We start from the raw sequence: 13,990 nt of genomic DNA, 5'->3' as shown, positions 1-13,990 counted from the left end.
CTCGGAAACCGTGCCGTCGAAGTCGAAACTGTGAAGGGTGTTGCGTCCATGGGGACCGAGGAGAAAACCGCCACCGGCGGAGGCGTGCCACAGCGCACCGAGGACAAACTGCGCTACTACCTCAAGCGCGTCACCGCCGACCTGGGGGAGACCCGGCGCCGGCTGGAGGAGATGGAGGCCGTCGCCGGCGAGCCGATCGCCGTCGTCGGCATGGCCTGCCGCTTCCCCGGCGATGTCGGCAGCCCCGAGGACCTGTGGCGGCTCGTCGACGAGGGGCGGGACGCCGTCGCGCCGTTCCCCGCCGACCGCGGCTGGGACCTCGACGCCCTCTACCACCCGGACCCCGACCACCCGGGCACCTGCTATGCCCGCGAGGGCGGCTTCCTGCGCGACGCCGACCGGTTCGACGCCGCCTTCTTCGGCATCGGCCCCCGCGAGGCCCTGGCCATGGACCCCCAGCAGCGGCTGCTGCTGGAAACCTCCTGGGAAGCGCTGGAACGCGCCGGCATCGACCCCGAGACCCTGCGCGGCAGCCGCACCGGCGTCTTCGTCGGCACCGGCCACCAGGAGTACGGCGCACTCCTCCAGCGCGCCACCGAGAACTTCGAGGGCTATCTGCTCTCCGGCAGCGCGGCCAGCGTCCTCTCCGGCCGCCTGTCGTACGTCCTCGGCCTGGAGGGCCCGGCCGTCACCGTCGACACCGCCTGCTCGTCGTCGCTGGTGACCCTGCACCTGGCCTGCCAGTCGCTGCGGCGCGGCGAGTCCACGGTGGCCCTGGCCGGCGGCGCGGCGATCATGGCGTCGCCGGGCATGTTCGTCGAGTTCAGCCGGCAGCGCGGCATGGCCCCCGACGGGCGCTGCAAGGCGTTCTCGGCCGCCGCCGACGGCACCGGCTGGGGCGAGGGCGTCGGCATGCTCGCCCTGGAACGCCTCTCCGACGCCCGCCGGAACGGCCACCCCGTGCTCGCCGTCGTCCGCGGCTCCGCCGTCAACCAGGACGGCGCCTCCAACGGCCTCACCGCGCCCAACGGCCCCTCCCAGCAGCGGGTCATCTGGCAGGCCCTCGCCGACGCCCGGCTCTCCGCCCGGGACGTGGACGCCGTCGAGGCCCACGGCACGGGCACGAAGCTCGGCGACCCGATCGAGGCCCAGGCGCTGCTCGCCACCTACGGCCGGGACCGGCCCGCCGAACTGCCGCTGTGGCTGGGATCGTTGAAGTCCAACATCGGCCACACACAGGCCGCGGCGGGTGTCGCCGGGGTCATCAAGACGGTCATGGCGCTGCGCCACGGCGTCCTCCCGCGCACCCTGCACGCCGACGAGCCGACCCCGCACGTCGACTGGCCGGCCGGCGCCGTCGAGCTGCTGACCGAGCGGCGCGCCTGGCCGGACACCGGGCGGCCCCGGCGGGCCGGCGTCTCCTCCTTCGGCGTCAGCGGCACCAACGCCCACGTCATCCTCGAACAGGCCCCCGACGCCGAACCGGCCGCGCCCGCCGAGGACGCCGGCGTGCTGCCGTGGCTGCTGTCCGCCAAGAGCGCGAGCGCCCTCCAAGCCCAGGCCGAGCGGCTCGCCGCGCACCTCGCCGAGCGGCCGGGCACCGACCCGGCGGCCGTCGGCTGGACGCTGGCCACCGGCCGTACCACCTTCGCCCACCGGGCCGTCGTCATCGGCCGGGGCGGCGAACTCGCCGACGGGGTACGGAAGGCGGCGGACGCCGGGGCCGCGCCCGGCGTCGTCACCGGCGAGGCCGGCGCCACCCACGACGGCGCCGTGTTCGTCTTCCCCGGCCAGGGCTCGCAGTGGGCCGGCATGGCCGTCGGCCTCCTCGGCACCAGCGACACCTTCCGGGAGAGCGTCGAGGCGTGCGAACGGGCCCTGGAGCCGTTCGTGGACTGGTCGTTGACGGACGTCCTGCGCGGTGCCCCCGGCGCTCCCGGGCTGGAGCGCGTCGACGTGGTCCAGCCGGTGCTGTGGGCCGTGATGGTGTCGCTGGCCGCGCTGTGGCGGTCGATGGGCGTCGAACCCACCGGCGTCGTCGGGCACTCCCAGGGCGAGATCGCCGCCGCCTGCGTCGCCGGCGGCCTGTCGCTGGAGGACGGCGCTCGGGTGGCCGCCCTGCGCTCCCGCGCCATCGGCGAGATCCTGTCCGGCGACGGCGGCATGGTGGCCGTCACCCTGGGCGCCGACGCCGTCGCCGGGCTGCTCGACGGGCTCGGCGACCGGGCGTCCGTCGCCGCCGTCAACGGGCCGCTGTCCACCGTCGTCTCCGGCGAACCCGCCGCCCTGGACGAGCTGCTGGCCCGCTGCGAGGCCCGTGGGATCCGCGCCCGGCGCATCCCCGTCGACTACGCCTCGCACTCCGCGCAGGTGGAGCGCGTCCGTGAGCGCGTCCTCGCCGACCTCGCCGGCATCCGGCCCCGCACCGGGACCGTCCCCTTCCACTCCACCCTCACCGGTGAGCCGCTGGACACCGCCGGCCTCGACGCCGACTACTGGTACCGCAACCTCCGCGAGACCGTGCGCTTCGAGGCCGTCGTCCGCGGCCTCCTCGCGCAGGGGCACGGCGCGTTCGTCGAGTGCAGCCCGCACCCCGTCCTCACCGTCGGCATCGAGGAGGCCGCGCAGGACGCGGGCGTCCAGGCCGTCGCCGTCGGCTCGCTCCGCCGCGACGAGGGGGACTGGCGCCGCTTCCTCACCTCCCTCGCCGAGGCGCACACCCGCGGCCTCTCCGTCGACTGGGCCCCCGCCTTCCCGCCCGCCGCCCGCCGTCTCACCGACCTCCCCACCTACGCCTTCCAGCGGCGCGGCTACTGGGTCGAGACCCGCCCCGGCGCGGCGGGCGCCCGGGACCCCCTGGAGGAGCGGTTCTGGACGGCCGTCGCCGACGAGGACCACGACGCGCTCGCCGCGCTCCTCGAGGTGGCCGACCCCGACGAACTCGCCCGCCTGGACGCCCTGTTGCCGACCCTGTCGGCCTGGTGGTCCCGGCGCGGCGAACGCCCCGCCGGCGACCGGCGGGAGCACGCCGAGGAGCCCGGCACCGCCGCGACCGCGCTGCGGCGACGGCTCGACGGGCTGCCCGAGGCGGAACGGATACGGGTGCTGGCCGACCTGGTGGCCGCACACGCCGTCGCCGTGCTCGGACAGGACGTACGGGTCGAGCCCGGACGGCCGTTCAACGAGATCGGGTTCGTGTCGCTCACCGCCGTGGAGCTCCGCAACCGGCTGCGCACGGCCACCGGACTGCCGCTCCCCGCGACCGTCGTCTTCGACCACCCGACGCCCGAGGCGCTGAGCCGCAGGATCCTCGCGGAACTCCTCGGCGAGGACGCGCCGGCCGCCCCGTCCGCCAGGACCGTCGCGGCGGACGACGATCCGATCGCCGTCGTCGGCATGGCCTGCCGCTTCCCGGGCGGTGTGGCCGGTCCGGACGACCTGTGGCGGCTGGTGGCCGAAGGCCGGGACGCCATCACCCCGTTCCCCGGGAACCGGGGCTGGGACCTCGGCGCCCTCTACCACCCCGACCCCGCCCACCCCGGCACGACCTACACCCGCGAGGGCGGCTTCATCGAGGACGCCGACCGGTTCGACGCCGCACTGTTCGGCATCAGCCCCCGCGAGGCCCTGGCCATGGACCCGCAGCAGCGGCTGCTGCTGGAGACCGCCTGGGAGGCGTTCGAACGGGCCGGCATCGACCCGACCTCGCTGCGCGGCAGCCGCACCGGCGTCTTCGCGGGCTCCAGCGGCCAGGACTACACCGCACTGGCCGCCGGCGCGGCGGAGGGCCTGGAGGGGTACGTCCTCACCGGCAACGCCGCCAGCGTCATCTCCGGCCGGCTGGCCTACGCGTTCGGCCTGGAAGGCCCGGCCGTCACCGTCGACACCGCCTGCTCCTCCTCGCTCGTCGCCCTGCACCTGGCCTGCCAGTCGCTGCGCTCCGGCGAGTCGGCGCTCGCCCTCGCGGGCGGCGTGACCGTACTGTCCACGCCGCAGGCGTTCGTCGGCTTCTCCCGGCAGCGCGGACTGGCCCCCGACGGGCGCTGCAAGGCGTTCTCGGCCGCCGCCGACGGCACCGCCTGGGGCGAGGGCGCCGGCCTGCTCCTCGTCGAGCGGCTCTCCGACGCCCGCCGCAACGGCCACCCCGTCCTCGCTCTGGTCCGGGGCACCGCCACCAACCAGGACGGCGCCAGCAACGGCCTCGCCGCGCCCAACGGCCCCTCCCAGCAGCGCGTCATCTCCCAGGCCCTCGCCAACGCCGGCCTCACCCCGGCCGACGTGGACGCCGTCGACGCCCACGGCACCGGCACCCCCCTCGGCGACCCCATCGAGGCCCAGGCGCTGATCGCCGCCTACGGCAAGGACCGTCCCGCCGGCCGGCCCCTCTGGCTCGGCTCGGTGAAGTCCAACATCGGCCACACCGCCGCCGCGGCCGGCCTCGCCGGCGTCATCAAGATGGTCAAGGCGATGGAACACGGCGTCCTGCCCCGCACCCTGCACGCCGACGAGCCCAGCCCGCACGTCGACTGGTCCTCCGGCACGGTCGCCCTCCTCACCGAGCCCCGGGAATGGCCCCGGCCCGGCCGCCCCCGCCGGGCGGGCGTCTCGTCGTTCGGCATCAGCGGCACCAACGCCCACGTCATCCTGGAACAGGCCCCCGAGGAGCCCGAACCGCGGCGGACGGAGGGCGCGTTCGCGCCGGTGAGCGGTGAGGTGGCGCCCGCGAGCGACGTGTCCACGCCGGCGGGCGGCCTCCCGGCCCCCGTCGAGGCCGCGTCCGTACTCGCGGTGCGGGAGCCGGCACAGGCCGAGGGCGCACCCGTGCCCCCGGGCGGCATGCCCGTGCCTGCGGGAAGCGAACCCGCGCCCACCGGGGGCGAGTCGGCCTCGACCGAGGGTGTGTCCGTACTCGCGGACGGTGAGCCGGCGCCCGTGGGGGGCGTCTCCGCACTCGCCGTGGGGCAGTCCCCGCCGGGTGGCGGCGTGCCTGCCCCCGCGGAGGGCGGGCCCGCGCCCGCGGAGGAACCGTCCGCGCCCGTCGGCGGCGAGTCGGCTTCCGCCGAGAACGCCTCCGCGCCCGCGAAGGGGGCGGTCAGGCCCGTGAACGGCACAGCGGCCGGCACCGACGCGCGCGGGAGGGGAGCCACCCTCGTCCCCTGCGCCCTCTCCGCCCGCGGCGAACAGGCCCTGCGCGCCCAGGCCGAACGGCTGCGCGCGTACGTGGACGAACGCCCCGGGCTGACACCGCTGGACATCGGCTACTCCCTCGCCACCACGCGCGGAGCGCTGGAGCACCGGGCCGCCGTGCTCGCGGCCGACCGCGACGGGCTGCTCGCCGGGCTGGCGGCCCTGGCCGCCGGGACCCCGGCGCCGCACGTCGTCCGCGACGTCGCGGCGGGCGGCCGGACGGCCTTCCTCTTTCCCGGCCAGGGCAGCCAGCGGCCGGGCGCCGGCCGCGCGCTGTACGCGGCGTTCCCGGCCTACGCCGAGGCGCTGGACGAGGTCTGCGGCCACCTGGACGCCCACCTCGAACGCCCGCTCAGGGACGTGCTGTTCGCCGAGGAGGGCACGCCGGAGGCCGCTCTGCTGGACGACACCGCGTACACCCAGCCCGCCCTCTTCGCCACGGGTGTCGCGCTCGCGCGCCTCATGGAAGGTTGGGGTGTGGTCCCCGACCGGCTCGGCGGGCACTCGGTCGGCGAGCTGACCGCCGCCCACGTGGCGGGGGTGCTCTCCCTGGAGGACGCCTGCGCCCTGGTCACCGCCCGGGGCCGGCTGATGGCGGCGTCCTCGCCGGACGGTGTCATGGTGGCCGTCGAAGCCGCCGAGGACGAGGTGGCGGCCGTCCTGGCCGGAGACGACCGGGTGGGGATCGCGGCCGTCAACGGGCCCCGGGCCACCGTCGTCTCGGGCCCGCGCGAGGCCGTCGAGCGGGTGGCCGGCCTTCTCGCCGACCGGGGCCGGCGCACCAAGCGGCTGCGTGTGACGCGCGGCTTCCACTCGCCGCTGATGGACGAGGTGCTGGAGGACTTCCGCTCCGTCGCGGCCGGCCTCGGCTACCGCGCGCCCCGCGTCCCCCTGGTGTCCAACGTGACCGGAGAGATCCTGGAGGCGGAGGAGGTGTGCTCCCCGGACTACTGGGTGCGGCACATCCGCCGCCCGGTGCGGTTCCTCGACGGCGTCCGGCGGCTGGCCGCCGACGGCGTGACGACCTTCCTCGAACCGGGCCCCGGCGGTGTCCTCTCGGCGCTGGTCCGGGACGCCCTGGCCGACGCGGACACCCCGGCGGCGGCCGTACCGCTGCTCCGGCGCGGCCACGACGAGGCGGTGAGCGTCACCGCCGCCCTCGCCCGGGCGCACACGCGCGGTGCCGCGGGCCCCGACTGGGCCCGGTTCCACGTTGAACGCGGCGCCCGCCGCGTCGCGCTGCCCACCTACGCCTTCCAGCGGCAGCGCTACTGGCCGGACGTCGTCGCTCCGGCCACGCCGGGAACCCCCGTCACGTCGGGAATCGCCGTCACGGGCGCGACCGTTCCGGCCGCCGCCGAGCCCGTCACCGAGGGGCCGGCGCTGCGCGACCGCCTACGGCCGCTCCCCGGCGGCGAACGCGAGCGCCTGGTCACCGAGTTGGCGGCGACGCACATCGCCGCCGTCCTCGGCCACCCCACGACCGACGCCGTGGAGGCGAGCGTCGGCCTGCCCGAGCTGGGCTTCGACTCGCTGGCGGCGGCCGAGCTGCGCGCCGCCCTCCAGGCGGCCACCGGCCTCACCCTGTCCACCTCGCTGGTCTTCGACCACCCCACCCTCAAGGCGCTCGCGGCCCACCTGCTGGCCGCCCTGGAAGAGGAACCCCCCGCTGACGACGGTGTCGAAGGGGGGCCCGGCGGCGGCACCCTCGCCGCGCTCGCCCTGCGGGCCGGGGAGCTGGGCGAGTTCGCCGCCTTCCAGGAGCTGCTGCGGACCGCCTCCCGGTACCGCCCGGTCTTCGGCTCCGGCGAGCGTCCCACCGCGAGCCCGGCCCCCGTCCGGCTCTCCCGCGGCCCGGCCGGCACCCGCCTGCTCTGCTTCCCGTCGTTCGCCGGCCGCTCCGGGGCCCACCAGTACGCCCGGCTCGCCGCCGCGGCCCACGGCACGGCCGAGCTGTGGGCCCTCCCGGCCCCCGGCTTCACCCCCGGTGAGAACCTTCCCGACGGCCTGGAGGCGCTCGCCCGCCACCACGCGGAGGACGCCCTCCGGTGCGCCGACGGCGGGGAGTTCGCCCTGCTCGGCCACTCGGCGGGCGGCTGGATCGCCCACGCCGTCGCCGCCCGGCTGGAGGCGCTCGGCACCCCGGCCCGGGCCCTCGTCCTGCTCGACAGCTACCTCCCCGGCAGTCCGGCGCTGACCGCGATCCAGGAGGAGATCGGCCGGCGACTGCGCGCCGGCGGCGGCTCCCTCGGACCCGGCGACGACCGCTGGGACGACACCTGCCTGACCGCCATGGGCGGCTACGACCGGCTGTTCACCGCCTGGCGGCCCGAGCCCCTGGCCACCCCGGTCGTCCACCTGCGGGCCGCCGAACCGCTGGCCGCGTTCGCGGACCGCCCGGAGCTCCAGGGCCTCGCGGACGGCGGCTGGCAGGCGGTCTGGCCCGCGGCGGACACCGTAGGCGAGGTGCCGGGCGACCACTTCGGCCTGGCCGGAGAACACGCCGCCGGCACCCTGCGAACCGTCCTGGACCGGCTCGCCGGCCCGGAGGCTGCGGGCGTGGACGCCGCGGGCCTGGGCGCCACAGATTCGAACGCCACGGACCCGGGCGCCACGGACCCGGGCGCCACGGGCCCGGCCGCCGCGAGTCCGGACGCTACGAGCATGGCCGGGGACACGGCCGCCGCGGCCCCGGGCGCCACCGGTCCGGGTGCCACCGGCCCGAGTGCCGCCGGCCGGGACACCGTCGAGCCGCCCCACCGCCGCTGAGCCGCTGCGCCGCGGCCCGCCACGGCCGTGTCGCCGACGGGCGGCACACCGCGCCTCCCGCGTCCCCACGACCACAACCGCACCGCCCACCCCGCACCCTCACGACCACAACCGCACTACGCCCCCCACACATCCACCACCCGCACCACCCACCCGAACCACCGTCAACAGCGAAGGACACCGCACTCATGAGCATCGATCAGGTCAGCCGTCCGGAACCCGTGGACCAGGACGTCCTCGACGGCCAGTCCGCCTACCACCGGCGCGCGCTCACCTTCTACGACCTGGTCGTCTTCCGCGGCAGCGCACCCCTCTTCTGGCGCTGCTCGCCGCGCAACTTCCACCGCATGTACGCCACCTGCGTCGGCGAGAAGCACCTGGAGGTCGGGGTCGGCACCGGCTACCTGCTCGACCACTGCCCGTTCCCCACCCCGGACCCGGACATCACCCTCGTCGACCTCAACCCCAGCACCCTCGCCTTCACCGCCCGCCGCCTGAAGCGCTACCGCGTCACCCAGGTCCAGGGCAACGCCCTCGAACCGCTGCCCGTGCCCGACGCCTCCTTCGACTCGGTCGCCCTCAGCTTCCTGCTGCACTGCATCCCCGGCAGCATCCGCGAGAAGGGCATAGCCCTCCGCCACGCGGGGCGTGCCGTGAAGCCCGGCGGGTACGTCTTCGGCAGCACGGTCCTCTCCCAGGGCGTCCCGGTCACCCGTGTCGGCCGTTCGCTGATGGACAAGCTCAACGCCAAGGGCGTCTTCCACAACCAGGAGGACAGCCTGGAGGACCTCAGGGACCAGCTCGGCGAGCACTTCACCGACCACGACCTCGTCGTGCGCGGCTGCGTCGCCCTCTGGCGCGCCCGTACGGCCCGCTGAGCGGAGGGAGACGGCCATGGCACACCGCTGGTACCCCATCCTGGAGGCGGGCGACGCCTTCCTCACCTCGGCGCCCATGCGCCACACCCGCACCGTCGAGCTGCCCTTCCCGCCCGAGGAGACGTGGGCGGTGCTCACCGGCGACGAGGCGTCGAGCTGGACCCGGGGCATGGAAAAACTGCGCTGGACCTCGGAACGGCCTTTCGGCGTCGGGACCACCCGCGAGATCCACATGAGCGGGAACTTCGTCCTCAAGGAGCGCTTCTACCGCTGGGACGACGGCAAACGCAAGACCTTCACCGGGGTCGCCGCCTCCCGTCCGATCTTCCGGCGGCTGGTCGAGGACTACGTGGTCGAACCCACCGCCCACGGCTCCCGGCTGCGTTGGCGCTGGGCCGCGGAACTCCGCGCCCCCTGGAGCCTCCCGCCCCTGCGGTACGCGCTGGACCGGTTCTTCTTCGCACCGACGGGCCGGTCGCACATCGACGGACTGCGTACGTACATGACCGACCGGCGCTGAACCACCCGCCGGAGCCCCCCGCGCGAAGGAAGAGGGGCTCCGGCGTCCGCCGGACGACAACCGTAGACACCGACAGACACCGAACGACCGGAAACGAGGGCTGGGCAACCATGTGCGGTATCGCAGGCTGGATCTCCTTCCAGCGCGACCTGGAGGGCGAAGGGCCCGTACTGCGGGCCATGAACGACACGATGGTCTGCCGCGGCCCGGACGCCGAGGGCACCTGGCTGTCCCGGCACGCCGCGCTCGGCCACCGCCGGCTGTCCGTCATCGACCTGGAGGGCGGCGTCCAGCCCATGGTCGCCGAGACGGACGACGGCCCCGTCGTCCTCACCTACAGCGGCGAGGCGTACAACTTCACCGAGCTCCGCGCCGAACTCCGGCGCCGGGGCCACGCGTTCCGTACCGCCAGCGACACCGAGGTGGTCCTCCGCGGCTACCTGGAGTGGGGGCCCGCCCTCGCCGACCGGCTCAACGGCATGTACGCGCTGGGCATCTGGGACGGCCGCACCGAACGGCTCGTCCTGCTCCGCGACCGGCTCGGCATCAAGCCCCTCCACTACCACCTCACGAAGGACGGTGTGGTCTTCGGCTCCGAGGCCAAGACGGTCCTGGCCCACCCGCTCGTCGAACCGGTCGTCGACACCGACGGCTTCCGTGAGCTGTTCGGCTTCGTCAAGACCCCCGGCCGGTCGGTCTGGGCGGACCTGCGCGAGGTGCGTCCCGGCACCGTCGTCACCGTCGACCGCGGCGGTGTGCGCGAGCACGTCTACTGGACGCTGGAGGCGAAGGAGCACCCGGACGACACGGAGAGCACCGTCCGCCGGATCCGCGAACTGCTGGACGACACCGTGGCGCGCCAGCTCGTCGCCGACGTCCCGCAGTGCGTCCTGCTCTCCGGCGGCCTCGACTCCAGCGCGCTCACCGCTCTGGCCGGCCGCCACCTCGCCGCGCGGGGCAAGCAGGCCCGTACGTTCACCGTCGACTTCGTCCAGAGCGAGGGGTTCAACCCCGACGACCTCCACGACACCCAGGACGCCCCCTTCGCCCGGGACGTCGTCCGCCACGTCGGCACCGTCCACCAGGACATCCGTCTCGATCACCAGCAGCTCGCCGACCCCGCCGTGCGCCGCGCCGTCGTCACCGCGCGTGACCTGCCGTTCGGCTTCGGCGAGGCCGACAACTCCCTCTACCTGCTGTTCAAGGCGATCCGCGAGCACTCCACCGTCGCCCTCTCCGGCGAGTCCGCGGACGAGGTCTTCGGCGGCTACCCCTGGTTCCACCTCCCGGCCGTCCAGGAACGCGCCATGTTCCCCTGGGTCACGGCCTCCTCCCTCGACCCGTCCGGCCACCCCACCAAGCTCATCGACCCCGAGCTGCTCCTGCGCACCCTGGACGTGCCCGGCTACTGGGCCCAGCGGTACGCCGACTCCGTGGCCGCGGTCCCCGAGGTGCCGGGGGAGGGCGCGCACGAGCGCCGCATGCGCGAGTTCTGCCACGTGCACCTGACGAGCCTGCTGCCCATGCTCCTGGACCGCAAGGACCGCATGAGCATGGCCGTCGGCCTGGAGGTCCGCGTCCCCTTCTGCGACCACCGCATCGTCGAGTACGTCTACAACACCCCGTGGGCCATGAAGACCCACGACGGACGGGAGAAGAGCCTGCTGCGCGCGGCCACCCAGGACGTCCTGCCGCGCTCCGTCGTCGAGCGCGTCAAGGCCCTCTACCCCCGGACGCAGGAACTCCGCTACGTCTCCGCCCTCCAGACACAGGTGTCCGAGCTGCTGGCCGAGGACCACCAGGCCGTCGGCTTCTTCGACGGCGCCGCCCTGCGGGAGGCCGCCCACGGCGCGCCCGAGGCCGTCCGCCGCGACGCGCGGGACGCCTTCGAGCGCGTCCTCGACCTGGCCGTCTGGCTGGACGTCCGCCGCCCGGTCGTCAAGCTCACCTGACCCCCGCCACCTGCCGCCCCGCCTCCGCTTCCGCCTCCGACCCGTAAGGAACCCCCGTGAAGGACGCACCCGTCAAGGTCAACAACGCGGTCTACGACCGGCCGGACTCCTGGTGGCGCGACGACCGGCCGTTCGCCACCCTCCAGGAGTTCACCCCCGCCCGCTTCGCCTACTTCCACGACGTCCTCACCCGCCGGCTGCGGATGGACCTCGACGGCCTGCGCGTCCTCGACATCGGCTGCGGCGGCGGTCTGCTCGCCGAGGAGTTCACCCGGGCCGGCTGCCGCGTCACCGGAATCGACCCGTCTCAGCCCTCGCTGGACGCCGCCGCCGAGCACGCGAAGCGGGAGGGGCTGGACATCACCTACCGACAAGGCACCGCCGAGGAACTCCCGTTCCCCGACGGCAGCTTCGACCTCGTCTACTGCTGCGACACCCTGGAACACGTCACCGACGTCGACCGGGCCGTCGCCGAGGCGTCCCGGGTGCTGCGCCCCGGCGGGCACTACCTCTACGACACCATCAACCGGACCCTCGCCTCCTGGCTGGTCATGGTGAAAATGGCACAGGACTGGCCGTCCGTGAGCTGGGCCGAGAAGGACCTGCACGTCTGGCGGCAGTTCATCAAGCCCGACGAGCTCTACCGGATCTTCGGCCGGCACGGGCTGCGCAACAAGGGCCAGGTCGGCTTCTCCTCCAGCCGCGGCCGGCTGGAGGTGCTGCGGCTGCTCCGCCGCCGGGCGCGCGGCCACATCTCGTACGGCGAACTCGGCCGCGAGTTCCGGCTGGGCACCAGCACCGACATCTCCGTCATCTACGCCGGATACGCCCGCAAGGCCGGGGGGAGCACGGATGCCGGCCTGTGAACCCGGCGGGGACGCCGCCGACGTCCGGGTGCCGGTCCTGGTCGTCGGCGGCGGCCCGGCGGGCCTCGCCGCGTCCCTCGCCCTCTCCCGGTACGGAGTCCGGCACCTCCTCGTCAACAAGCACCGCGGGACCGCCCACACGCCCCGCGCCCACCTGCTCAACCAGCGCACCGGCGAGATCTTCCGCGACCTGGGTGTCGAGCGGCGGGTCATGGAACGGGCGACCCCGCCCGACCTCCTCGCCAACCACGTGTTCATGTCCACCTTCACCGACCCCGAGGTCGCCCGCCTCGACGCCTACGGCAACGGGCCGGACCGGATCGGCGACTACCGGGCGGCCAGCCCCGCCCGGATGTGCAACCTGCCGCAGCACCTGCTGGAACCGATCCTCGTCGAGGCGGTGGAGGAGGCAGGCGTCGGCGAACTCCGGTTCGGGCAGGAGTTCCTGTCCCTGACACAGGACGAGAAGGGCGTCACCGCGCTCGTCCGCGACCGCGGCACCGGCCGCGAGTACACCGTCCGCGCCGACTACCTCGTCGGCGCGGACGGCGCCCGCAGCCGCGTCCTGCGGCAGCTCGGCCTCGGCCTCACCGGCGCGCAGTCCGTCGCCAAGGCCGTCTCCGTCTGGTTCGAGGCCGACCTGAGCCGCTACGCCGCCCACCGGCCCGGCATCCTCTACGTGGGCGCCGTCCCCGGCCGTCCCCCGACCGACGGCCGGGTCTTCGTCAGCGTCCGCCCCTGGGACGAGTGGGTGTTCCTCACCTTCCCGCACCCCGACAGCCCCCTCGACCCCGCCGACCACGCGGCGGTCCGCGCGCGGATCCTGGAGAGCATCGGCGACGACTCCGTCACCGTCCGCATCAAGGACGTCTCGCCCTGGGACGTCAACGGCACGGTCGCCGAACGGTACGGCGACGGGCGGGTGTTCTGCGTCGGCGACGCCGTCCACCAGGGGCCGCCCACCAACGGGCTGGGCCTCAACTCGGCGGTCGCCGACTCGTTCAACCTCTGCTGGAAGCTCAAACTCGTCCTCGACGGCCCGGCCGGACCCGGGCTGCTGGACACCTACCACAGCGAACGGCACCCGGTCGGGCGACAGGTGGTCGACCGGGCCTTCCGCAGCATGGCCGACCTGCTGGCCGTGCCCGAGGCGCTCGGCTTCGCCGAAGGCCAGAGCGCGGACGAACAACTGCGCATCCTGGAGACGCTGCACGACGACTCCCCAGAGGCCCGGGCCCGTGCCGCCGCCCTCGCCGTCGCCACCCGCCGCGTCGACTACCAGGTCAACGCGCACGGTGTGGAACTCGGCTACCGCTACCGGGACGGCGCCACCGCCCCGGACACCCCGGAACCGGCCTCCGACCGCGACCCCGAGCTCTACTACCGGCCCACCACCTGGCCCGGCGCCCGCCTCCCGCACGCCTGGCTGGAAGACGGCAGGCGCGCCCGCTCCACCCTCGACGTCGTCGGCCGCGGCACGTTCGTGCTGCTCACCGGCCCCGGCGGGAAAGGCTGGCACGCCGCCGCCCACGAGACCGCCCGCCTCACCGGCGTTCCGGTGACGGTCCGCGTCATCGGCACGCCCGAGGACCTGCGCGACCCCTACGGGCAGTGGGCACGGGTGCGCGAGGTCGGCCCGGACGGCTGCGTCCTGGTCCGCCCGGACGCGCATGTGGCCTGGCGCGCGGCCGACGGCTCACGGGCCGGGGAACTGCCGGGCGTCGTGGCCCGGTTGCTGCGGATCCGAGGGGACGAGACCGGCGCCTCCCGCGGCTGACGGAAACCCGCCGGCCGGGCCGCCGGGCCCGGCCGGTCCCG

Annotated in this window: 5 protein-coding genes and 1 pseudogene; all 6 read left to right on the top strand. The window is 75.1% G+C overall.

All coding sequences use genetic code 11. From position 1 onward, the window contains the following. Positions 1–48: 48 nt before the first annotated feature. A pseudogene (locus tag ACZ6X9_RS23475) lies at positions 49–7,704 on the top strand (beta-ketoacyl synthase N-terminal-like domain-containing protein); the annotation flags it as partial. Positions 7,705–8,144: 440 nt separating this feature from the next. Next, a complete protein-coding gene (locus ACZ6X9_RS23470) occupies positions 8,145–8,834 on the top strand; it encodes a class I SAM-dependent methyltransferase (protein ID WP_469779954.1) in 690 nt (229 codons plus the stop codon). 16 nt (positions 8,835–8,850) lie between these two features. Continuing rightward, on the top strand, positions 8,851–9,354 hold the full coding sequence (locus ACZ6X9_RS23465; RefSeq protein WP_469779953.1) for an SRPBCC family protein: 504 nt from the start codon (positions 8,851–8,853) through the stop codon (positions 9,352–9,354). A gap of 110 nt (positions 9,355–9,464) precedes the next feature. Then, positions 9,465–11,306, top strand: coding sequence for an asparagine synthase (glutamine-hydrolyzing) (asnB, locus tag ACZ6X9_RS23460; protein ID WP_469779952.1), 1,842 nt, complete (start codon positions 9,465–9,467; stop codon positions 11,304–11,306). Between the two features lie 56 nt (positions 11,307–11,362). Then, the gene (ubiG, locus tag ACZ6X9_RS23455; RefSeq protein ID WP_469779951.1) at positions 11,363–12,172 is read left to right on the top strand and encodes a bifunctional 2-polyprenyl-6-hydroxyphenol methylase/3-demethylubiquinol 3-O-methyltransferase UbiG; all 810 of its coding nucleotides are present in this window, start codon (positions 11,363–11,365) and stop codon (positions 12,170–12,172) included. Further along, a complete protein-coding gene (locus ACZ6X9_RS23450; RefSeq protein WP_469779950.1) occupies positions 12,159–13,949 on the top strand; it encodes an FAD-dependent monooxygenase in 1,791 nt (596 codons plus the stop codon). Before ubiG ends, ACZ6X9_RS23450 begins: the two co-directional genes overlap by 14 nt. Positions 13,950–13,990: the final 41 nt, after the last annotated feature.

The organism is Streptomyces sp. NPDC052910, from assembly GCF_055585605.1.
This window is presented reverse-complemented; position numbering and strand designations above follow the sequence as displayed.

Bases quoted from the DNA above. Each gene is read 5' to 3' on its own strand.
- ACZ6X9_RS23450 (WP_469779950.1), top strand. From the start codon at position 12,159: ATGCCGGCCTGTGAACCCGGCGGGGACGCCGCCGACGTCCGGGTGCCG.
- ACZ6X9_RS23470 (WP_469779954.1), top strand. From the start codon at position 8,145: ATGAGCATCGATCAGGTCAGCCGTCCGGAACCCGTGGACCAGGACGTC.
- asnB (WP_469779952.1), top strand. From the start codon at position 9,465: ATGTGCGGTATCGCAGGCTGGATCTCCTTCCAGCGCGACCTGGAGGGC.
- ACZ6X9_RS23465 (WP_469779953.1), top strand. From the start codon at position 8,851: ATGGCACACCGCTGGTACCCCATCCTGGAGGCGGGCGACGCCTTCCTC.